This is a genomic window from Streptomyces sp. GESEQ-35 (assembly GCF_017948485.1).
Classification (GTDB): domain Bacteria; phylum Actinomycetota; class Actinomycetes; order Streptomycetales; family Streptomycetaceae; genus Streptomyces.
Genome location: NZ_JAFFSX010000029.1, coordinates 38,467 through 60,030, shown reverse-complemented (window position 1 = coordinate 60,030; position 21,564 = coordinate 38,467). Strand labels below are relative to the sequence as shown.

Annotated in this window: 21 protein-coding genes; 6 read left to right on the top strand and 15 right to left on the bottom strand. The window is 69.8% G+C overall.

Annotated elements, in window-relative coordinates; genetic code table 11:
* Nucleotides 1-33: 33 nt before the first annotated feature.
* Entirely contained in the window at nt 34-1,452 is a 1,419-nt protein-coding gene (locus KCH87_RS39425; protein ID WP_210592705.1) for a cytosine permease, read from the top strand.
* On the opposite strand, the gene KCH87_RS39420 is transcribed toward KCH87_RS39425, so the two are convergent.
* From KCH87_RS39420 to KCH87_RS39405, 4 genes are all read right to left on the bottom strand, one after another.
* Nucleotides 1,436-3,319: a LamG-like jellyroll fold domain-containing protein gene (locus KCH87_RS39420; protein ID WP_210592704.1), complete on the bottom strand. Its 1,884-nt coding sequence runs from the start codon at nt 3,317-3,319 to the stop codon at nt 1,436-1,438. The two genes, KCH87_RS39425 and KCH87_RS39420, sit on opposite strands and share 17 nt — an antisense overlap.
* Nucleotides 3,320-3,499: 180 nt before the next feature.
* Nucleotides 3,500-4,141, bottom strand: a complete 642-nt coding sequence (locus KCH87_RS39415; RefSeq protein WP_210592703.1) for a hypothetical protein — start codon at nt 4,139-4,141, stop codon at nt 3,500-3,502.
* Nucleotides 4,142-4,288: 147 nt separating this feature from the next.
* Nucleotides 4,289-5,194 carry an NAD(P)-dependent oxidoreductase gene (locus KCH87_RS39410; protein WP_210592702.1) on the bottom strand — a complete coding sequence of 302 codons (906 nt, stop codon included), beginning with the start codon at nt 5,192-5,194 and terminating at the stop codon, nt 4,289-4,291.
* Nucleotides 5,195-5,233: 39 nt separating this feature from the next.
* Nucleotides 5,234-6,103, bottom strand: a complete 870-nt coding sequence (locus tag KCH87_RS39405; RefSeq protein WP_210592701.1) for an alpha/beta fold hydrolase — start codon at nt 6,101-6,103, stop codon at nt 5,234-5,236.
* A 72-nt stretch (nt 6,104-6,175) separates the two neighbouring features.
* Between KCH87_RS39405 and KCH87_RS39400 the strand changes: the two genes are divergently transcribed.
* Nucleotides 6,176-6,703 (top strand): MarR family winged helix-turn-helix transcriptional regulator, encoded by a 528-nt coding sequence (locus KCH87_RS39400; protein ID WP_210592700.1) that lies wholly within the window; start codon nt 6,176-6,178, stop codon nt 6,701-6,703.
* A 10-nt stretch (nt 6,704-6,713) separates the two neighbouring features.
* Here the strand turns inward: KCH87_RS39400 and KCH87_RS39395 are convergent, their stop codons facing one another.
* Nucleotides 6,714-8,003 (bottom strand): PucR family transcriptional regulator, encoded by a 1,290-nt coding sequence (locus KCH87_RS39395; protein ID WP_210592699.1) that lies wholly within the window; start codon nt 8,001-8,003, stop codon nt 6,714-6,716.
* Between the two features lie 99 nt (nt 8,004-8,102).
* Between KCH87_RS39395 and KCH87_RS39390 the strand changes: the two genes are divergently transcribed.
* Both KCH87_RS39390 and KCH87_RS39385 read left to right on the top strand, forming a co-directional pair.
* Nucleotides 8,103-8,552, top strand: coding sequence for a nucleoside deaminase (locus KCH87_RS39390; protein ID WP_210592698.1), 450 nt, complete (start codon nt 8,103-8,105; stop codon nt 8,550-8,552).
* On the top strand, nt 8,533-9,510 hold the full coding sequence (locus KCH87_RS39385) for an isopenicillin N synthase family oxygenase (RefSeq protein WP_210592697.1): 978 nt from the start codon (nt 8,533-8,535) through the stop codon (nt 9,508-9,510). The genes KCH87_RS39390 and KCH87_RS39385 overlap by 20 nt, the downstream gene beginning before the upstream one ends.
* On the opposite strand, the gene KCH87_RS39380 is transcribed toward KCH87_RS39385, so the two are convergent.
* The 10 genes from KCH87_RS39380 to hemL all read right to left on the bottom strand — a co-directional run bounded on the left by KCH87_RS39380 (nt 9,497) and on the right by hemL (nt 19,171).
* Nucleotides 9,497-9,898 carry an SRPBCC family protein gene (locus KCH87_RS39380; protein WP_210592696.1) on the bottom strand — a complete coding sequence of 134 codons (402 nt, stop codon included), beginning with the start codon at nt 9,896-9,898 and terminating at the stop codon, nt 9,497-9,499. The genes KCH87_RS39385 and KCH87_RS39380 overlap by 14 nt on opposite strands.
* Before the next feature lie 39 nt (nt 9,899-9,937).
* Nucleotides 9,938-10,825, bottom strand: coding sequence for a CU044_5270 family protein (locus KCH87_RS39375; RefSeq protein ID WP_210592695.1), 888 nt, complete (start codon nt 10,823-10,825; stop codon nt 9,938-9,940).
* Nucleotides 10,822-11,427 (bottom strand): RNA polymerase sigma factor, encoded by a 606-nt coding sequence (locus tag KCH87_RS39370; RefSeq protein WP_210592694.1) that lies wholly within the window; start codon nt 11,425-11,427, stop codon nt 10,822-10,824. The genes KCH87_RS39375 and KCH87_RS39370 overlap by 4 nt, the downstream gene beginning before the upstream one ends.
* Before the next feature lie 76 nt (nt 11,428-11,503).
* Nucleotides 11,504-12,583: a c-type cytochrome biogenesis protein CcsB gene (gene ccsB, locus KCH87_RS39365; RefSeq protein WP_210592693.1), complete on the bottom strand. Its 1,080-nt coding sequence runs from the start codon at nt 12,581-12,583 to the stop codon at nt 11,504-11,506.
* Nucleotides 12,580-14,304, bottom strand: a complete 1,725-nt coding sequence (locus tag KCH87_RS39360; protein ID WP_210592692.1) for a cytochrome c biogenesis protein ResB — start codon at nt 14,302-14,304, stop codon at nt 12,580-12,582. The genes ccsB and KCH87_RS39360 overlap by 4 nt, the downstream gene beginning before the upstream one ends.
* A gap of 3 nt (nt 14,305-14,307) precedes the next feature.
* Nucleotides 14,308-15,078: a cytochrome c biogenesis protein CcdA gene (locus KCH87_RS39355; protein ID WP_210592691.1), complete on the bottom strand. Its 771-nt coding sequence runs from the start codon at nt 15,076-15,078 to the stop codon at nt 14,308-14,310.
* Between the two features lies 1 nt (nt 15,079).
* Nucleotides 15,080-15,670, bottom strand: a complete 591-nt coding sequence (locus KCH87_RS39350; protein WP_210592690.1) for a TlpA disulfide reductase family protein — start codon at nt 15,668-15,670, stop codon at nt 15,080-15,082.
* Nucleotides 15,671-15,736: 66 nt separating this feature from the next.
* Nucleotides 15,737-16,969: a hypothetical protein gene (locus KCH87_RS39345; protein WP_210592689.1), complete on the bottom strand. Its 1,233-nt coding sequence runs from the start codon at nt 16,967-16,969 to the stop codon at nt 15,737-15,739.
* Between the two features lie 208 nt (nt 16,970-17,177).
* Nucleotides 17,178-17,858 (bottom strand): histidine phosphatase family protein, encoded by a 681-nt coding sequence (locus KCH87_RS39340; RefSeq protein WP_210592688.1) that lies wholly within the window; start codon nt 17,856-17,858, stop codon nt 17,178-17,180.
* Complete coding sequence (gene hemL / locus KCH87_RS39335; RefSeq protein ID WP_210592687.1) at nt 17,855-19,171, bottom strand: glutamate-1-semialdehyde 2,1-aminomutase; 1,317 nt, start codon at nt 19,169-19,171, stop codon at nt 17,855-17,857. The genes KCH87_RS39340 and hemL overlap by 4 nt, the downstream gene beginning before the upstream one ends.
* A gap of 347 nt (nt 19,172-19,518) precedes the next feature.
* Between hemL and KCH87_RS39330 the strand changes: the two genes are divergently transcribed.
* Nucleotides 19,519-20,130: a hypothetical protein gene (locus KCH87_RS39330; RefSeq protein WP_210592686.1), complete on the top strand. Its 612-nt coding sequence runs from the start codon at nt 19,519-19,521 to the stop codon at nt 20,128-20,130.
* Nucleotides 20,131-20,335: 205 nt separating this feature from the next.
* Complete coding sequence (locus KCH87_RS39325) at nt 20,336-21,187, top strand: alpha/beta hydrolase (protein WP_210592685.1); 852 nt, start codon at nt 20,336-20,338, stop codon at nt 21,185-21,187.
* Nucleotides 21,188-21,564 lie beyond the last annotated feature (377 nt).

The window sequence follows — 21,564 nt, the reverse complement described above, 5'->3', positions numbered from 1 at the left end:
CCGGGGTGCGTGCGGGCCGGACACTTGTCACGCATGACGACAGCTCCCGCCGACTCCGCCGGCACGATCGCCCCCGAATACGGTGACAAGGTCATCGCCGTCGAGACGGCGGGCTCGGAACCCATCCCCGACGCCGAACGGCACGGCAGTCCGCTCCAGTTGCTGTGGACGTGGGCGTCTCCGAACATCGAGTTCGCGACCGTCTACATCGGCGTGATCTCGGTCCTCTTCTTCGGCCTGAACTTCTGGCAGGCGACGGCGGCCCTGCTGCTGGGCACGGCACTCGGGGCGCTGACCCACGGGATCCTGTCCCTGGACGGCCCGCGGTTCGGGGTCCCGCAGATGGCGATCGGCCGCTTCGCCTTCGGGTTCAAGGGGAATCTGCTGCCCTCCGGGGTGAACGCGCTGGTCGCGGGTGTCGGCTGGTTCGCGGTGAACAGCGTGAGCGCGGCCTTCGCGCTCAACACGCTGACCGGTCTACGTCCGCTCCCCTCCCTCCTGCTGGTGGTGGCGGCCGAGATCGTGATCGGCTTCATCGGCCACAACTTCGTCCATGCCTTCGAGAGGTACGCGTTCCCGGCCCTCGCGGTGATCTTCCTGCTGGCCGGGGTGTGGACCTTCAAGGAGGCGGACCTCGGCGCCCCCGACGCGGCCGGCGGCATCGGCGGCTTCCTGCTCGCCTTCAGCGCGGCCTGGGGCTACGCGGCGGGCTGGAACCCGGGCGCCTCCGACTACTCCCGCTACCTCCCGCGCACGGCGAACCGCTTCCGGACGGCCCTGTACCCGGCCGTCGGCCTCTTCGTCTCCGTCGCGGTGGTCTCGGTGATCGGCGCGGCATCGGCGACGATCGTCGCCCCCGAGGACGCCACCCCGACAGCCGCCTTCACGGGCCATCTCCCGGGCTGGCTCAGCAACTTGGTCCTGCTCGCCATCATCCTCGGCGCGGTCTCCGCCAACGCCCTGAACGTCTACTCCTCCGCCATGTCGATCACCTCGCTGGGCCTGAAGCTGCCCACGTGGCTCGGCCGCGGCGCGATCGTCGTGCTGTGCGGTCTCGCGGGTACGGCGGCGGCGTGGGCGTCGCTCGCGGACGCGGGGCATGCGTACGAGGCGTTCCTGCTGGTGATCGCCTACTGGGTGGGTCCGTGGCTGGGGGTGGTCCTGGTGGAGCGGTGGCTCCAGGCCCGTACGCCGGACCCGGTGCTGTCCCGCCGCCTGAGTGACCGTACCTTCGCCAACTGGCCCGGTATCGCCGCCCTGTTGACCGGCATCGCGGTGTCCGTGCCGTTGTTCTCCAACCAGGAGAAGTTCGTGGGCTGGGTGCCGGAGCAGTGGCCGTCCTTCGGCGACATCACGTGTCTGGTCGGGTTCGTGGTGAGCGCGGGGCTGTACCGGGTACTGCGGGCCAAGGCTCAGGTGGAGACGGAGCCGCCGGTCACGGCAGGGTCTTGATCCGGGCGGCGGTGAGGGCCTGGCCGAAGACGCGGACGTCCTTGATGGATCCGGGGAAGAAGCCGCTGGGCCGGCCTTGGTACTGCGCCCGGCCGATCAGCAGAGGGCCGGTGGAGACGGTCGGGTTGGTGTCGTCGATCGCCGCTTCCTGGACGCCGTTGACGTACAGCCGCAGCTTGCGGGCGGGGCCGTCGCAGACGCCGGCCAGATGCGTCCAGGTGTTCATGGCGGGCACGGTGTATCCGACCGCCCACAGGCCGGGGCGGGCGAAGGCCCAGCGCTTCTCGGCGCCCGAGTACTGAAGGTAGAAGCCGCTGTCGGAGGCGGCCGCCTGGCTGACGGCGGTGGCGAAGGAGTCCGGTTCGGCGGGCAGGCAGACCCAGGCCGCGACCGTGAAGCTGCGGCCGGGGCCGGTCTGTAGCACGGGGCCGTCGATGACGACCTGGCTGCTGGACCCGTCGAATGCGGCGGCACCGTCCTTGCCCGCGTTCCAACGGACGTCGGTCGCCGTGCCGTTGCGGCCGCCGACGGTGGCTCTGACGACGTTCCCCGAGGCTTCGCCGAGCCGCCATACGCCGACGGGCTGGGGGCGGCGGGGCGTGGCGGACGGTGCGGGCGAGGCACCGCCCGCCGCGCCCGTACCGTCGGTGCCGGCCCGTTCCTTGTCCGCCGCGTCGTCCCGTGCGGACCGGTTGAGCCAGAAACCGGCGCCGGTCCCGGTCGCGGCGAGCACACCGGCGCCGGAGAGGAGGAAGGCGCGGCGGTTGCGGGCGCGGGGCGGTGCGGCGGGGGTGGAGAAGGCGGTCTGCTGGTGCGGCTCACTGAGAGAGGGCGGGGCGCCGGCCGAGTCCGACTGCGTGGCCGGATGGTCCGGGTCGGGCTGGGTGGGGGTGCGCGGGTGCGGCCGGGTGGCCGGGGTGGGGGCGACCGGGGGCGTACCCGCCTCATGGGCGGCCGGGTGCGCCGATGCGTCATGAACGGCCGGGTGCGGGAGCGGGGCCGCCCCCGATGCGGGAGCCGACTGCCACTGGGCGGCGCGCGACATGGCAACGATGTCCTCGCCGCCCGCCGGGCCCACGCGGGCGAGTATCTCGCGCGGTGTGGGACGGCCCGCGGGGTCCTTGGTCAGGCATGCGCTGATCAGGGACCGCAGGGCGGGGTCGGCGATCGCCTGGACGTCGGGTTCGTTGTGGACGACGCGGTACAGCAGGGCGGGGGTCGGGCCGCCGCCGAAGGGGTTGCCGCCGGTCGCCGCGAAGGCGAGGACCGCGCCGAGGCAGAAGACGTCGCTGGCCGGCGCCACCTCGTCGCCGCTGACCTGCTCGGGGGACATGAATCCCGGCGAGCCGGCCATGCTGCCGGTGCTGGTGATCGAGTCGGCCTCGATGGTGCGGACGATCCCGAAGTCGATGACTCTCGGGCCGTCCTCGGCGAGCAGCACGTTGGAGGGCTTGAGGTCGCGGTGGACGAGGTTCACGGAGTGGATCGACAGCAGCGCCTCGGCCAGCCCGGCCGCCAGGCCCAGCACGGCCTCCGGGGACATCGGACCGTTCTCGGCGACCCGCTGCGCCAGTGACGGCCCGGCGATGTAGCTGGTGACCAGCCACGGCTGGGTCGCGTCCGGGTCGGCGTCGATCACCGGTGCGGTGAAGGCCCCGCTGACCAGCCGGGCCGCCCGCACCTCCCGGCGGAAACGGGACCGGAACTCCGGCCGGCGGACCAGTTCGGCGTGCACCACCTTGACCGCGACGAGCCGCCCGCCGGGGGACCGGCCGAGGTACACCCGGCCCATGCCGCCCGCGCCGAGTCGGCTCAGCAACCGGTAGTCGCCCACGGAGGCCGGGTCGTCGGGCTCCAGCGCTGCCACAATCCCCTCCAGGTACGTTCACGCATGCCCGGTGGCCAGGGTGACCGTATGAGCCCTGTGGCTCTGGTGACTCCTGTGACCTGTGCGGGCACGCTCAGCATAAGCGCAGCACCGAACGCCTACATCGAAACCCCGTACCCTGTGCGGCTGTTCGACCCGCCCCGGCGCCCGCTGCCGGACTCACCCGGCGTCCTGCGCCTGCTCCACGTGCCCGACCTTGAGGTACCTCTCCCCGTAGGCCTCCTTCAGGATCGGTTCGGCCTTCGCGGGATCGTCGACGCCGATGCCAACGAACCCCTCCTCCTGCACACCGACTTCACGCATCTGGAAGGTGCCGTCCCAGCGGTGCATGTCCTCGCTGATCCGGTCCGCGAGGGCGTCGAGGGTCTTGCGGTTGACGTCGGTGTCGTACAGCCGGATCTTCACGCCCTTCTCGGCGGCACCGCAGAGGTCGGCGTCGAGGGCGGCGGAGGGGATGCGCCAGACCTTCAGGGTCCGGTGGGGCTCGTCGATGGACAGCCCGGTGAAGGCGGCGGAGTACCGGCGCTTGGCATCCAGATCGATGTAGGCAAGCGTCCGGTACAGCGGGGTGTCGTCGGAACTGCCTTCGGGGACGCCCGGGAAGCCGGGGAGGCTGCCGGGGGGTCGGGTGCCGGTGCAATCGGTCACCGCACCGGACGGTGACGTGCCCTTGGCACCGGCAGGGCCGGCCTTGAGGCCGCCGTCGGTATGCCCTGTCCGCGACGCGTCTGCCCACAGGCTGACGGCGACCATCACGGCGGCGGTACCGATGGCGGCTGCGATCCACGTTCGGTTCTTCATGTCCCCCTCCGTCCCTTTCGTCAGTACGTAGACGGGGGAAGGGGGGGAAGGGTTCAGGTGAATTCGGCTACCGCCGTGCCAGTGCGGTGGGAGAGACGGGTACCGGAGTGCGGGCCGCCGAACGCGTTACCCGCACCCGGCGGAGTGTCATGCGGCGGGTCGGGCGGCCTTCCAGGCGTGGTAGTGGCGGGTGGGATCGTCGGTGAAGGAGGTGTGGCGGGGGGTCCAGCCCAGGAGGCGGTGGGCCTTGGCGCTGGTCACCAACTCGTCCTGGTCGGCAGCCAGTTGCATCATGCCGCCCACCTCGGCGCTCTCCAGGGCGATCTCGCCGGTGTATCCGGCGGCTCGTACGGCGGTGCGCTGCATGTCCAGGGCGGCCAGCCGCTGGTCGTCGGCGATGACGAAGGTCTCCCCGTCGACGGCGGCGGGGTTGTCGAGGATGCGGACGTAGGCGTCGGCGAGGTCGTCGACGTGCACCCAGCTCCAGCGCTTGGCGGTGTCGCCGTAGAAGACGGGACTGCCCGCCTCGGCGGCGGCGAACCACTGGCCGGTCATGGAGGTGCTCGCGGGGCCTCCGTACATGAACCCGGGACGGACCACGGTGTGGGCGAGGCCGGAGGCGGCCAGTTCCTTCTCCAGCGCGAAGCGGAAGCCGATGGGGCTCTCGGGGTTTCCGGGGGTGTTCTCGTCCATGAGGGGCAGGCCGGTGCGGCCGTAGGAGGAGATGCCGGTGGTGAACACCAGGTGGCGGCGGCGGCCGTCACGCTCCTGGGCGGCGAGCAGCTCGGCGAACAGGGACTGGTCACCGCCGACGGGGTCGCTCATGTCCATCAGCAGGTGGACGACCGCGTCGGTGGAGTCGAGGTGTCCGCGCCAGGTCTCCGGCTTGGCGAAGTCCCCTTCGACGGGGGTGACTTCGTCCACGGTGAGAGCGCGGGCGGCGGGGGCGGAGGTGTCGCGCGCCAGGCCCAGGACGGTGTGCCCGGCGCGGGCCAGAGCGGCTGAGACGCGGCGGCCGGCGTAGCCGGTGGCGCCGATGACGAGGATCTGCATGGGGAGTACTCCGTGTGCTGTGTCGTGGTGTTTCGCGGGTCAGGCTGCGGGAGTGGTGGTGAAGAACCGGGCGAGCCGGTCGGCCGTCCAGGCCGGGTTGTCGGCCGCGAAGGTGTGCGCGGCCCCGGGGACGGTGTCGTGGCGCACGTCGGCCGCGGCTGCGCGGGCGCCCTCCAGGAGGACGTTCTGGGGCAGGCCGTGCTCACCGTTCAGGACGAGGACGGGCATGGCCAGGCGGCCGCCGGTGCGGGCCGCCTGTCCGTCCTGGACGAGGGTGGCGTAGTGCTCGAAGCCGCCGCGCATCGCGTCGGGGCGGGTGTGGGCGCGCAGCAGGTCGGCGCGGTCGGCGGCGGTGATGCCGCCGCCGGTCATCATCGACCAGAAGCCGGACAGGTATTGCTCCTCCTTGCCGGCGGTGAGCATGGCGGCCAGGTCGCTCTGGGCGTGGAAGCCGAAGTGCCACGAGCCGCCGGTGGCGGGGTTCATGTGTTCCTCCAGGCCGTAGCCGGGCAGGAACGTCTCACTGAGCACCAGCCGGACCACGTCGTCGGGATGGCTCTGGGCCCAGGCGTGGGCGGTCATCGCGCCGACGTCGGTGCCGACCACGAAAGCCCGGTCGTGGCGCAGGTGCCTCAGCAGGCGGTGCAGGTCCTCGGCCTCCTCGCGCTTGGTCCAGTGGCCGGCCGGGATCTGTGAGTCGCCGGATCCTCGCAGGTCGGGCGCGATGACCGTGAAGCCTCTTGCCGCGAGCAAGGGCATCAGCGCCCGCCACTCGATCCAGCTGAACGGCCAGCCGTGCACGAGGACGACGGCTGGCCCGGACCCGCCGGCCACGTAGTGGAGTCGGACCCCGCCGACATCGGCGACAGCGTGCTCGAATCCGCCCGGTGCGGATGCTCGGGGAGACATACGATCACCTCATACTTAATTAGTTAAGCAAGCATCACACTGCTTGCTTAACTAGTCAAATACAGTGGTCGCATGGAGCCCACCGCCGCTGACACCAGTCCCACCAGTGATCCACTGACTGCTGATGAGCTTCTGCTGTGGCAGAGCCTGGGACGTCTCGTCCACTCCCTGCCGCGCGCTCTGGAGCAGGACATGGCCCGCACCGGCGTGACCATGACCGAGTTCGCCGTCCTGCTGCTGCTGAGCGAGGCGCCCGACCGCCGTATGCGCATGTCCGCGCTCGCGGAGGCCTCCGGCGTCACCCCGCCGCGCATCACCCGCATCATCGAAGGCCTGTCCCGCCACGACCTGGTGCGCAAGGAACGCCACACCCTGGACGCACGCGGCAGTGAAGCCGTCCTCACCGATGCCGGACTACGGGCCATGCACGCGGCTCAGCCCGCCCACCTCGCCAGCGCCCGGCGCCGGGTCCTCGACCACATCCCGGCCGACCTCCTGCCGGGCATCGCCGAGACACTGGCCAAACTCGCCGAGGTCCGGCACCCACATTCAGAGGGCCACCGCCCGGCTCCTGCTGCACACCCGCCCGTGATCCCCTGATCCCCTGGGCTCACGCAACCGTCCGCAGTCCATCCCCCGAAGCCGCCGCCCCCATCCCCCGCACCACCCGATGCGCACAAGCCGCCGCCAGCAGCTCACCCAGCAGATCCGGATCGTCGATCTCCAGGCCGAGCAGGGACTCGATCCGCTCCAGGCGCTGGTACAGCGACTGCCGGCCGATGTGCAGCAGTGCAGCCGTGCGCGTGGGTGAGCAGCCGTGGCGCAGGTGGACCTCCAGGGTGCGTACGAGGTCGCTCGGGTGGGCCGCCTCCCAGGCGAGCAGGGGGCCGAGTGCGTGCTGGACCATGCCCGCGAGCCGTTCCCGGTTGGCGTCCACGCCGCCCCGCGTCAGCTCCCGTTCCAGGGCGAGGGCGCGGGAGGAGGTGACGAGCGGGCCCTCGGGTACTCCCGGCTCCGCGGCCGGGACCGTCAGCGCCAGTTCCAGCGTCGTACGGGCCGCCCGCAGCGTGTCGCTCCAGCGCAGCCAGCCGCTGCCGGCGGCGACCGAGTGGCCGACCGCGTGGCCGACCGCCACCGTCAGGCCGTTGTCGGCTGCCGTACGGAACGCTTCCTGGACCGCCCGCACCGGGTCCCGTGCGCTGCCCGGGCGGGACTGCGCAGGCAGGGCCAGCAACGCCAGTACGTCCCCGGGGAAGGCGGCCCGCAGCACGCCCGCCCCGCCCAGCAGCCGTACCGCCCGGTCCACGGCGCCCGTCTCGCGCGTGCCGTGCACGGAGACGCCGATCAGGCGGGATCCCGGGCCCGGGTGGAATCCGGCGAGGGCGGCCCGCGCCTCCACTTCCGGCTGGTTCAACGCCGCCCGGTCGGCCAGATCGGCCAGCAGCGCGGCGGTGTGGTCGTCACCCCACGGCCGTACGACCGAATGCCGGCCCGACAGACCCCGCGCCACGATCGCCCGGTTCGCGGCCTCCGTGATCCGTACGAAGGGCACGACCCGGTGCAGCGCCAGCAGCGGCAGGCCCACGCGGCCCGCCTCGTCGATCACCTCGGGAGGCATGATCGGCAGGGAGCGGCCCACCTCCACGGCCAGCCCGGCCGCATCGCGTGCCGCCAGCTCGCGCACATACCGCCGGCGGACCCCGTCGTCGGCGTCCGTCAGTCCGAAGCCGTTGGTCAGCAGCAGCTCGCCGCCGTCTAGGAAGTTCGCGCCCTCGTAGACCTCGCTGGAGTGCACCCAGCGCACCGGGCGGTCCAGCGCGCCCGCGCCGGCCAGCAGCTCGGGCTCGGCCGCGCGGACCGGGTCGAGGGCCAGGACTTCACGGAGGGTGAGTGCGGGCACGGGAACCTCCAGGGCGCTGACATTCCGTCCGGCTGCGGGCTGCCCGGAGAGTACTTTCCGCACGTTGCCCTGGTGTTTCCGCGCCAGCAGAGTGGACCCATGGATCAGGCACAGGCACGCACCTGGCTCACCACCGCGATCGACGAGGCACGCGCCGGGCTCGCCGAGGGCGGCATCCCGATCGGCGCCGCGCTCTACGGCGCCGACGGCACCCTCCTCGGGCGCGGCCACAACCGGCGCGTCCAGGACGACGATCCGTCCATGCACGCGGAGACGGCCGCGTTCCGCGCCGCGGGACGGCAGCGGTCGTATCGCGGCACCACAATGGTGACGACCCTCTCGCCCTGCTGGTACTGCTCGGGTCTGGTCCGGCAGTTCGGCATCTCACGGGTGGTGATCGGCGAGGCGACCACCTTTCACGGCGGCCACGACTGGCTGGCCGAACACGGCATCGAGATCGTGCTCCTTGACGATCCCGAGTGCGTCGAGATGATGCGCGACTTCATCAAGAACAATCCGGCCCTGTGGAATGAGGACATCGGTGTCTGAGCCCCGTATCCCCACGATCGACCTGAAGCCCTGGTTCGACGGCGACCCGGAGGTCCGGGCGCGGATCGCCCGCACCGTCGACGAGGCGCTACAGACCGCCGGGTTCCTCCTCGTCACCGGGCACGATGTGGACCCGGAACTGCGCTCCCGGATCCGGGTGGCCGCGAAGGCGTTCTTCGCGCTGCCCGTCGACGTCAAGCAGGCCTACGCCGTGAAGGTCGGCGGGCGTGGCTGGCTCGGGCCGGGAGCGGAGGCCAACGGGTACTCGGAGGGGACCGAGACCCCGCCGGACCTGAAGGAGTCGCTCACCTTCGCGACGCACGAGCCATTCGAGGACCCGGAGATCAACGCGGAGTGGTACGCGCCGAACGTGTGGCCGGCGGAAGTGCCCGAACTCCAGAAACTGTGCGAGGAGTATCTGGCGCGGATGGCGGACTTGGAGAAGGCGCTCCTCTCCCTCCTCGGTGACGCCCTCGGCCTCGAACCCGACTTCTTCTCCCGGCACATGGACCACCCGACGTACGGCTTCAACATCAACTGGTACCCGGGGACCGAGGTCGTCGGCGAGCCCGAACCCGGCCAGTTCCGGATCGGCCCGCACACCGACTTCGGGACGGTGACGATCCTCGACCGGCAGGCCGGCAAGGGCGGGCTCCAGGTCTGGACGGACGAGGGCGGCTGGGAGGACGCCCCCTTCGACCCCGACGCGTTCACCATCAACATCGGTGACCTGATGGCCCGTTGGACCGGCGACCGCTGGCGCTCCGGCCGCCACCGCGTCCTGCCGCCGCCCGCCGACACGCCCGCCGAGGAGCTGATGTCCCTCGTCTACTTCGGCGAGTGCACCCCGGGCACGCTCGTGGAGTCCGTACCGGCACCGGTGGGACGAGTGGCGTACGGGCCGGTCGACTCGCATGTGTATCTGCGGGAGAAGCTGGACTCGATCACGGTCGACTGAGGTTCTCGATCAGCCGCTCGAACCGGGCCCGCCACCGCTGCTCCGACTCCTGCCCGCCCCGGAACTCGTGGGTGAAGCGGAGAGCGCTCGCGTTGTCGCCGTCGCGTTCCAGGTGGAACCTGAGGCGCGCGCCGCCCTCCACCGTGTACTCGGCGATCCGCTCCACGTCCCAGGCGGTGATCCGCCCGGAGCCGATGCCGTGGAGGGTGACCGCGCCGCCCAGGTGGGGTTCGAGGACGTCGGCCGGGGTGAACCAGGTGGCGAGGCCGTCCGCGGTGGCCAGGGCGGGCCAGACCGTCTCCATGGGCCTCGGGATCCGCACCAGGAAGTGGAGTATGTGCGTGCTCCCGCGGGTCCGGCCGGCGCCCTGCTCGATGGAACCGCTCATGACACCAGCCTGACCCTCGGAGAGGGGTTCCGCACGTGGTTAGGAGCGCTCGCCCCGCTTGTCGACGACCGTCCGCTCCAGGACGGCGGTGCGGGAGGTGACGTCACCCTTCTTGATGCCCATGGAGCCGTCCTCCACAGCCACCTGCCGCTCGCCGAGGAATTCCTTCGTCTCCTTGTCGAAGATCAGCTCTTGGCGCTGCCCTTCGTCGATGCGGGCGACCGCCACACCGTGCCGTCCGGCGGCGTCCACCGCGTCGTCGATCACGAAAACGCCGGGGATCCTGGCGGCCGCACGGTAGAGGGCGGCGGCCTGCGCCGGGGGGATCAGCGACTCGTGGACAAGGTCTCCGACCAGGGCGAAACTGGCCGCTTCCTTGCTGCTGCCGCCCTGGCTCTCGCGGTTCAGCCAGTCGTACATCTTGTCGGGGTCGGTCGGCAGCTTCTGGAGGTTGCGGTAGGCGGTGAGGGACTCGGCGTCGGCTTCCAGGAGCTGGTGCTCGAGGCCGCGGTAGGGGTCGTTCGCCTCGCCCTTCTTGCTGCCGTCCACCGACAGCCACACCTCACGCTCGCGCAGCGGCTCGATGGTCGCGGTCTTCTTGCCCATGTCGTACCCGGTCCAGCTGACCTTGCTCCTGATGTACACGAACTGGTCGTCGCGGATCGTCGGCGCCGTCGCCTCCCCGGCGCGCCCGGTGGCGTTCTGCGAGGCGGCCGGCGCGGGCCGCTGCTCGTCGGACGGCACGGCGATCGTCAGGGTCACGGCGCTGACGGCCGCGACGGCTCCCGCCACGAGCGCGGGGCGCAGCCACGACCTGCGTGCGGGGGCCTCGTCCGCCTGCCGGATCTCGGTCATCAGATGCTCCTTGAGGAGTCGGTGACGGCCCGGCGGAAGATCCCGTTCCGGAAGTTCGGGAAGCTGGTTCATCGGTCTCCCTCCCTGATGGGCCCGACCGCGGTGGTGCGGTCACCTGTCATCTGTCCGTGCGCGTAAGGCAGTTCCATATATTTCGCGAGTTTTGTCCGCGCACGCGAGAGCCGGGACCGTACGGTCCCGACGGGCACCCCGAGCGCCTCGGCCGCCGCCTCGTAGCCCAGCCCGGACCACGCGCACAGCGCCAGCACCTCACGCTCGGCCCGCCGAAGCTTCGCCAACGCGGTCTGTACGACGGCCAGTTGCGCCGCGTCGTCCAGTCGGCCCGCGACCTCGTCGGCGAAGTCGCGGACCGTCTCCGGGGGCGGCAGCCGGGCGACGGCCGCCGTGTGTCTTCGGGCGGCGCGGCGGGTGTTGCGGGTGACGTTGGTGGCGATGCCTAGCAGCCAGGGCCGCAGGGAGCCGCCCTCCTCGTCGAGCCGGTCGCGCAGCCGCCAGGCGTCCAGGAAGGTCAGCGAGACGACGTCCTCGGCCGTGCTCCACTCCCCCGTGAGCCGGAAGGCATGGTTGTAGACGGAGCGTGCGTACGCGTCGAAGAGGTCGCCGAAGGCGTCGTGGTCCCCCGCACGGATGCGTTTCCGTAGATTCGTATCCACGTCTCTCTACCTGTCCGTACGACGAAGGCCGGTTCCGTGACTCGCGTCACAGGAACCGGCCTTCACCGTAGGCGTGTCACACGCCGGCGTAGGAGTGCTTGCCGGAGACGAAGATGTTGACGCCGTAGTAGTTGAACAGCCAGCAGCCGAACGCGACAAGGGCCAGGTAGGCGGCCTTGCGGCCCTTCCAGCCGGCCGTGGCGCGCGCGTGCAGGTAGCACGCGTAGGCGACCCAGGTGATGAAGGACCAGGTCTCCTTGGGGTCCCAGCCCCAGTAGCGGCCCCAGGCGTCGCCCGCCCAGATGGCGCCCGCGATGATCGTGAACGTCCAGAGGGGGAAGACGGCCGCGTTGACGCGGTAGGAGAACTTGTCGAGGGACGCCGAGGCGGGCAGCCGTTCCAGGACGGAGGTCGCGAAGCGGCCGGGCGTGCCGCCGGTGGCGAGCTTGTTCTCGTACGAGTCCTTGAACAGGTACAGGATCGTGGCGACCGCGCCGACGTAGAAGACCGCGCCGCAGAAGATCGCCGTCGAGACGTGGATGTACAGCCAGTACGAGTGAAGGGCGGGAACCAACTGGTCGCTGGCGGTGTACAAGACAGTGACGGCGAGGCCGAGGTCGAGGAGGACCGTGGTGATCAGGAAGAGCCCGAGCCAGCGGATGTTCTTCTTCAGCGCGAGCAGTGCGAGGTACACCCCGACGGCGACCGTCGAGAAGGTGAGGTTGAACTCGTACATGTTGCCCCACGGCGCCCGCTGCACCGACAGAGCACGGGAGAGCACCCCGGCGAACTCGATCAGGAACGCGAGGACGGTGAGGGAGATGGCGATACGCCCGTAGAGGTCGCCCTGCTCGTCCCCGCCGTGCGCCCCGGGCCCGTCGGGCACGTCACGCGCACCGGCCGCGGCCCGCACGACGACCTTCGGCCGCTCCAGTACGGCGGTGCCACCCGCGTTCTTCACGGTGACGGCCGGAGCCTTCGCCGCGGTCTTCTGCCCGGTGAGCGCGGCGGCGGTCCGGCCGACCCTGCTGCGGCTGCCGAGCAGCCATTCGGCGATGTACGCGAAGAAGGCCAGGGTGTAGACGGCCATCGCGGAGTAGATCAGCGTGTTGCTGAGGTTCGCGAGGTTTTCGTTGGTGGCGGCGGCGAGAGTCACTGCTCAGCCCCTTCGGCAGGTACGACTTGGGGGTCGGGGGATGTGGAGGGGTCATCGGAGTCGTCGTCAGGGTCGGGGGCCCCCGGCGCCTGGTCGTACAGGATCCCGGCCAGATCACCGAGTTCCTCGGGCACCTTGGCGGACTCGCTGCGGCCGAGGCCGGCCATTTCCACGACCGTCACCCCATCCGCGCTGCGCGTAGCGCGCACCCAGACGCGACGGCGCTGGATGAACAGGGAGGCGGCGAGACCGAAGATAGCGGTGATGGCACCGGCGAGCGCCCAGCCGCTGGCGGGCTGCTGCGTGACCTGGAAGTTCGCCCACTCCTTGGTGCCCTCGTAGGTGACCGAGCCGGCGCCGTTCGGGAGCTTCATGGTCTCGCCGGGCTTCAGGTTCTCCCGCAGCTGCGCGCCCTTGGAGTCCTTGAAGTTCTTCATATGGGACTTGTCGAGCTGGTACACGCTCTGCGGGATGCCCGAGTTGACGCCGAGGTCGCCGTGGTAGGGCTCCAGGTTCAGGACCGGGTTGAGCAGGGCCGGGAAGGTGGAGGAGACCTCGTTGCCCTTGACGTAGGAGGGCAGGAAGAAGGCCTGGAAGCCGAGCTGTTCGCTGACGCCCTTGGCGTTCTTGTAGCCGTCGTAGACCTTGATCACGCCGGAGGAGGTGACGTTGGAGTCGAGCGGCAGCAGGGGTACGGCGTCGCTGTAGACGACGTCGCCCTTGCCGTCCCGGACGGTGACGACGGGCGCGTAGCCATGGGCGGTGAGGTAGACCTTCGAGTCGCCGATCTCCAGCGGTTCGTTGACCTTGACCCTGGTCTTCGTCTCCTTGCCGTAGGCGCCTTCGCTGTAGCTGATGTCCGCCTGGTAGATGCGCGGGGTGCCCTTGTTGGGGCCGGAGGCCTCGTAGGTGCCGGTGAAGTTCTTCAGGTTGAAGCTGAACGGCGCCAGGTCGTCGGTGTCGAAGAGGGTGCCGGACTTGAAGTCGTCGTACTGGGTGAGGGTGTTGGAGAAGCCGTCGCCCTCGACGACCAGCTTGTTGCCCTCGGTCTTGAACAGCTGGCCGAAGGCGAAGGCGATCAGCATCACGATCAGCGCGATATGGAAGGCGAGGTTGCCGACCTCGCGCAGATAGCCCTTCTCGGCGGCGACCGCGTCACCGGCGGGGTGGGCCCTGAAGCGCCGCTTCTTCAGCAGCGCGAGCGCGGCCTCGCGCACCTGCTCCGGCTCGGCCCGAGTTCGCCAGGTCGTGTACGCGGGCAGCCGGGTCAGCCGCTTGGGCGCGCCCGGCGGACGGCCGCGCAGCTGGCCGACGAACTGCCAGGTCCGGGGCACGATGCAGCCGACGAGGGAGACGAACAGCAGGATGTAGATGGCGGAGAACCACACCGAGCTGTAGACGTGGAAGAGGCCGAGCTTGTCGTAGACCGGCGCGAGGATGTCGTGCCGGTCGCGGAAGTCGGCGACCTTGGTGGCGTCGGTTCCGCTCTGCGGGATCAGCGAGCCGGGGATCGCGCCCAGCGCCAGCAGCAGGAGGAGGAGCAGGGCGACCCGCATGGAGGTGAGCTGGCGCCAGAACCAGCGGGCCCAGCCGATGACGCCCAGGGAGGGCAGGCCCGGCAGCTCTTCCTTGGGGGCGGTGGAGAGCTGGGAGCCGGCGGCGCTCAGGTCCCGGTCCTCGGCCTCGGCCGGGGTCGCGTCGGAGGTGGTCGTCTTGCTCATCGATCAGATCCCCACAGTGAAGCCGTTGGACCAGTTCTGCATCTCCGACACGAGACTGTCCCAGGCGCCGGTCAGCAGCAGCAGACCGGTCGCGATCATCATGGTGCCGCCGATCCGCATCACCCAGACATAGTGGCGCTTGACCCAGCCGAAGGCGCCGAGCGCCTTGCGGAAGGCGATCGCCGCCAGGACGAAGGGCACGCCGAGGCCCAGGCAGTACGCGACGGTCAGTATGGCCCCGCGGCCCGCGCTGCCCTGCTGGGAGGAGAGCGCGATCACCGAGGCGAGGGTCGGGCCGATGCACGGCGTCCAGCCGATGCCGAACAGCGCGCCGAGGAAGGGGGCGCCGACGAGCCCGGTCACCGGCCGCTTGTGGAAGCGGAACTCGCGCTGGGTCAGCCAGGGCATCAGGCCCATGAAGAAGACGCCCATGGCGATCATGAGCACGCCGAGCACCTTGTTCAGCCAGCCGTGCTGTTCCTGGAGGTCGGCGCCGAAGTACCCGAACAGCGCGCCGCTGGAGACGAACACGGCGGTGAAGCCCAGCACGAACAATGAGGCGCCGGCGACCATCCGCCCGCGCCGGGCCTCGGCCAGGTCGGTGCCGGCGACTCCGGTGACGTACGACAGATAGCCGGGGACGAGTGGCAGGACGCACGGGGAGAAGAAGGAGACGAGGCCGCCGAGCAGCGCGATGGGCAGGGCGATCAGCAGGGCGCCGTTGAGCACGGTGCCGTTGACGCCCGTCGCGGCCAGCGTGGACACTCCGGTCACGTCACTTCTCCGCGAGGACCGGGTTGAGCATCTTGCGCAGCTTGTCCTCGCTGAGCGCGGCCAGCGAACGGGCCGCGATCTTGCCGTCCCGGTCGAGGACGAGCGTGGAGGGGATCGCCTGCGGGTTGAGCGTGCCCTTCTCGAAGCGGAGCATCAGCTTGCCCGTGGGGTCGTACAGGCTGGGGTAGGTGACGCCGTACTGCTTCTCGAAGGCGAGGGCGTTCTTGGTGCTGGTGTCACGGGTGTTGATGCCGACGAACTGCACGCCCTGGCCCTTGAGGTCCTTGTAGACCTTCTCGAAGCCCGGCGCCTCGGCGCGGCACGGGGCACACCAGGAACCCCACACGTTCAGCACGACGACCTTGCCCTTGTACGAGGCGACGTCGAGCTGCTTGCCGTCGATGGTGCCGCCGGACAGGTCGGGGGCCGCGGCCCGCTCGCCCTGCTGCACGGTCGAGACGCCGTCCTCGCCCATGACGAAGTTGGTGTTGCCGCCTCCGCCGGAGGTCCCTCCGGAGCCGCAGGCGGACAGCAGCAACGCGGCGACGGCGGCACCGGTGAGGGTCAGGGGGGCGCGGCGGGCGGCACTCATGTGAAAAGTTTCGCATGTCCGTTCCGGGGATCTTGCGCACCCCCCTTCCGGGCGGAAACTCCCATTTCAGAGCTGCTTCCACCCCGCGGCGGGCGCCTGTCCGACGTCGAGGGTGCGCAGCTTGTCGAGGACGGCCGGCGTCTGTACGTCCATCCAGTCCACGAACTGCCTGAAGGAGACCAGCCGTACGTCCTCGCCCTTCTCCTTCTCGCGCGCGATGTACTTCAGCGCTTCTTCCACGGCGTCCATGTAGATCCCGCCGTTCCATTGCTCGAAGTGGTTGCCGATGAAGAAGGGTGCGCGATTTGTCTCGTACGACCGCTTGAATCCGGATATGTACGCCTGCGCCGACTGCTGCTGCCACCCCGGGTAGTTGTACGAGGGCGCGTTGGTCGAGTTGATCGACTGGTTGGCGAGCATGTTGTAGTCCATGGACAGGACCTCGAACGAATGTCCGGGGAAAGGTATCTGCTGAAGCGGCAGGTCCCATATGCCCTGCTTCTTCTCCGGCCAGACCTGACGGCCGCCGGGCGAGGAGGCGTCGTAGCGCCAGCCGAGTTCACGGGCCACGGGCAGCAGGTTGTCCTGGCCGAGGAGACAGGGCGTGCGACCGCCGACGAGCTCCTTCTCGTAGTCGAAGGGCAGGGCGGGCATGTCGGTCCACCCGGTGTTGGTCCGCCACTCCTTCACGAACGCCTTCGCCTGCTGGATCTCGCTCTTCCACTGCTGCGGCGTCCAGTTGCCGACCGTGCCGTAGCCGGAGCAGAAGTGGCCGTTGAAGTGGGTGCCGATCTCGTGCCCGTCGAGCCAGGCCTGCCGGACGTTCTTCAGCGTCTCCTTGATGTGCTCGTCGGTGAGGTAGCCGATGTCGGAGGCGCCACGCGCGTTGTTCGGGGGGTCGTAGAGCCGCTTCTTGCTCTCGGGCAGCAGATACAGCCCGGAGAGGAAGAAGGTCATGTGCGCCTCGTGCTGCTTCGCGAGTTCGAGGAAGCGCGGAAAGAGGCCGTTGCCGACTTCCCCTGCCCCGTCCCAGGAGAAGATGACGAACTGCGGCGGGGTCTGGCCGGGCTCCAACGGCTCGGGCTTCGACGGCTGGTGGGGCTGCTTGCCGGTGAAGGAGGTCGAGCCGTCGCCGATCGGCCGCGCGGTGGCCGTCGGCTTGCCTGAAGGGCTCTTCCCGGAACCTCCGACGCCCGTCGACCCCTCTGACGGGGTGAAGGTGCCGCAGCCGGCCAGTCCGGCGGCGGCCGCGGCACCGGCGCCGAGTCCGAGTGCTCCCCTTCGGGTGAGAGTGCGCATTGCGTCCCCGATCATCACGTTCTCTGGTGGTCACCCAGTCAGAGGACGCGAGGAAGGGGGAGGTTCCGGATAATTGCCAGCATTCCGGAACAATTGCAACAACGGCGCAACAACAGGCCTTTAGGGGCGCGGGGAACTGCGCGAACAACCCCCACCGGCCAGGCAGCCGAACAACTACCGGCAAAACCCCCGCACAACCCGCGGAGCGCTACGCGCCGAAGGCCTTGTCCTTGCCCTTAACCGGCTTGGCTCCTGCAAGGAGATGTGCCGGCACAAGATCACGCGCAGGCTCGGTGTAGCCGACGGAGACGATCCGGTCGTCCTGGTACGTGAAGGTCGTCAGGGACGCGAGCGTGCACTGCCGCTTGCGCGGGTCGTGCCACAGCCGCCGCCGCTCGACGTACGACCGCACGATCCAGACCGGCAGCTGATGGCTGACCAGCACGGCCTCGTGCCCACGGGCGGCGTCCTTGGCGGCGTCCAGCGCCCCCATCATCCGTACGACCTGGTCGACGTAGGGCTCGCCCCAGGACGGCTTGAACGGATTGACGAGGTGCTTCCAGTTCTCGGGCCGGCGCAGCGCCCCGTCGCCGACACCGAAGGTCTTGCCCTGGAAGACGTTGTCGGCCTCGATGAGCCGCTCGTCGGTGGCGAGGTCGAGGCCGTGCGCTTTGGCGATCGGCGTGGCCGTCTCCTGTGCGCGCTCCAGCGGGGAGGAGCAGACGTAGGTGATGTCGCGGGGGGCGAGGTGCTCGGCGACCCGGTCGGCCATCTGCCGCCCGAGCTCCGACAGGTGGTAGCCGGGCAGCCGCCCGTACAGCACCCCGTCCGGGTTGGCGACCTCGCCGTGCCGCATGACGTGTACGACGGTGATGTCGGGGTTGCTCATGCCTGGGCCTCCGCCGCCGCTCGGGCCGCCGCCGGGAGAGCGTCGGCGATCCGCTGCACGGCACGTTCGTCATGGGCCGTGGACACGAACCACGACTCGAAGGACGACGGCGGCAGATAGACGCCGTTCGCCAGCAGCGAGTGGAAGAACGCGGTGAAGCGGAAGGACTCCTGCTTCTTGGCGTCCTCGTAGTCACGCACCGTCCGGTCCGTGAAGAAGACGGAGAACATGTTGGAGGCGGTCTGTAGCCGGTGCGCAACGCCTTCCTTGGTGAGCGCCTCGGTGACCAGGCCCTGGATCTGCGCCGAGACGGCGTCGACGGTGTCGTACGCGGCGTCGTCGAGGAGACGCAGCTGGGCGAGCCCGGCGGCGGTGGCGATCGGGTTCCCGGAGAGGGTGCCGGCCTGGTAGACGGGCCCGGCGGGCGCGAGGTGGGCCATCACGTCCTCCCGCCCCCCGAAGGCGGCGGCGGGGAAGCCTCCGCCCATGACCTTGCCGAAGGTCATGAGGTCGGGCTTGACGCCGTCGATGCCGTACCAGCCGGCCCTGCTGGTCCGGAAGCCGGTCATGACCTCGTCGGAGATGAAGAGGGCGCCGTTCTCCCGGCAGGCGTTCTTCAGTCCCTGGTTGAACCCGGGCCCCGGAGGCACCACCCCCATGTTGCCGGGCGAGGCCTCGGTGATCACACAGGCGATCTCGCCGGGGTGCCGGTGGAAGGCCTCCTGCACGGCCTCGAGGTCGTTGTACGGCAGCACGATGGTGTCGCCGGCCTGGGCGCCGGTGACGCCGGGGGTGTCGGGCAGGGCGAAGGTGGCCACGCCACTTCCCGCGGCAGCGAGGAGCGAGTCGACGTGACCGTGGTAACACCCGGCGAACTTGATCACCTTGGTGCGTCGCGTGAACCCGCGGGCGAGCCGGATGGCCGACATGGTGGCCTCGGTCCCGCTGGAGACGAGCCGCACCTGCTCCAGGGGCTCGATCCGGGCGACCATCTCCTCGGCGAGCGCGACCTCGCCCTCGCCGGGGGCACCGAAGGACGTACCGCGGGAGACGGCGTCCCGGACGGCGGCGATGACCTCGGGGTGGGAGTGCCCGAGGATCATGGGTCCCCAGGAACAGACCAGGTCGACGTACTCGCGGCCGTCGGCGTCGGTGAGGTAGGGCCCGCTGCCGGACACCATGAAGCGAGGTGTCCCGCCCACCGCCCGGAAGGCGCGGACCGGGGAGTTCACGCCGCCGGGCGTGACGGCGGCCGCACGGTCGAACAGAGCCTGCGAGACAGGCGCATCGTATGAATAAGGCAGTTCGCTCATGTCCTGCGACTTCTCCGACCTTCTCCGGGTTCTTGGGCTTCTCGGTCTCCGGTTGCCAGTGACTTCCCAAGGGTAGGCGGCGGGAGAACCGGGCGACGGCCCCCACCCGTCCAGCCGTCTGCGAAACTGAGACCTGACACACACAAGCCCATGCCGGATCCCGTACGTATTCATACGGGAGCCCTCACCGGCCATGCTGTGGCAAGGCTTGTTCAGGGGCTGCGAAGATCCTGCGGACAGGTGTTTCAACGCACGTTTCGGCGGGCGGCCGTGGGGGAGGTCACTGACACGATGATCGGGTTGCGCGGCGGGGGCCACGCGTCCTAGAAAAGCAGTCGGGTGGAGATATGCATCGCGGTGGCGGACTGGGCGAGGGGACTGATGACCTGGGTCCTCGACGTGCCCGGCGGGGAAGGCACCGGCGCGACGCGGAGGAAGCGGCTGAATCACGGCAGACTCAGGGTGGACAGATGGAGCCCGAGGGGCACGAGCGGCGGGCGGGGAGCAGGAATGGTGGTCGGGTGGGGGTGACGTACAAGTACTTCGGCGCACCTGACGGCGCGACCGCGGCCCGCGTCCCGATCTCGATGCGCCCCGAAGAACTCGGCGGCGACGAGCTCGGCATGAACGGCATGTTCACCAAGATCAAGCCGGAAACGATGGCCGCGATGGTCCTCACCGGCATCGAGGGCGTCCCCCTCAACAAGGTGCCGCCGCTTGAGCTGGTCGTCCTGCATCCCGACTACGCGGTGGTCAAGCTCCCGATGACGGTCGTCGATCCCCTACGGGGCATCGGCGAGGAAGCGGTCGGCGCGGCGGCGTTCATCTGGTCCACGGTGCCGGACCGGGGCGGGCCTCGGGACGCGTTCAACGTGTACCAACTGCTGCATGAGTGGCAGGACTTCAGCCATCGGTTGCATGAGGCGGGGCATCAGCCTTATTGCTTGGTTTGGCCCTGAGCTGGGGTTTCGTGGTGTGCGGGCGGGGTTTCCGGACCCCGCCTCTTTCATGTCTCCGAGGGATGTCGTCGACCCGGTTTGCCCGAAATCTAGGTCACACTGCCGATGCCACCGCAAAGCACTCCTCATAGCCTCCATGGCGTACACCGATCAAGCCGCCCCGTGGGCGGCTGAGCCCGCCGACCGGGCCGAACTGAGGAGTCCCATGAGGACCGATGTTTCCCGACGTCACGTACTGGCCGCCGGAGCGGCGCTTGCCGGGTCGGCGGCGCTGATTGCCGGCTCAGAAGGAACGGCCGGCGCGGCGACGGCCCCGACCGGTACCGGTGAGGAGCAGCAGAAGGTGAAGCCCACGATCGTCTTGGTGCATGGCGGCTACGCCGATTCGTCCTGCTGGAACGCCACCATCGAGAAGTTGCAGGACAAGGGCTACACCACGGTCTGTGGGTCGAACCCGCTGCGAGGTATTCCGACCGACGCCCCGTACATCGGGAGCCTGCTGGACTCCATCAGCGGGCCGGTCGTGCTGGTCGCGCACTCCATGGGCGGAACGGTCATCACGAATGCCGCTGCCGGGAAGGCCAACGTCAAGGCGTTGGTCTACATCGCGGCGTTCGTGCCCGACGTGGGCGAGACGCAGGGGGAACTCATCACCAAGTTCCCCGGCAGCGAGGTCGAGCCGGTGAGCGTGCCGGTCCCGTACACGAAGGCCGACGGCACGACCGGAATCGATCTGTACCTGAGCAAGGACGGCCAGGCGGCCTTCGCCACCGACATACCTACCGCTGACTTCCGGGTGCTTCAGGCCACGCAGCGGCCGTTCGACGCCGATTCCTTCATCTTCCCGACCACGGCCGCGGCTTGGAAAACGATCCCGTCGTGGGGGCTGGTCGCCGGCCAGGACAAGGCGATCCCGCCGGCGTGCGAGCGCTGGATGTACAGCCGTGCGAACGCGCGCAAGATCGTCGAAGTCCCGCGCTCGTCCCACGTCGTGATGATCAGTCACCCCAAGGTCGTCGCCGACCTCATAGTGGACGCCGCCCGAGCGACCAGCTGACGCTCGCGACAAGTGCCCCGGTCCACCACCACGGACCGGGGCGTGCACCGCTGCCCAAAGCTCGGCTCAAAGCAACGCCTCGGCGGTGATGGGCAGTTCGCGCACCCGTCGGCCGGTGGCGTGCGCAGACGCTTGATCCCGTCGCGGAAGACGTGCACGTCCTGGGAGCCCCACAGCACGCGGAAGGCGCTGTCGGGCGGCCGGAAAAACCCGTTGGCGGGCCACGGCGACCGCTGCTAGTTTTCCGGAGGCCGTGCGAGAGAACGAGGAGGTGGTACCCGTGAACGCAGTATCGACATGGGTGCTCCCCTCCGGGGTCACGGTCGGGCGATAGGTCGTCCGGGAGCGCCGTTCAAGCGCACTCCCGAAAGGCACGA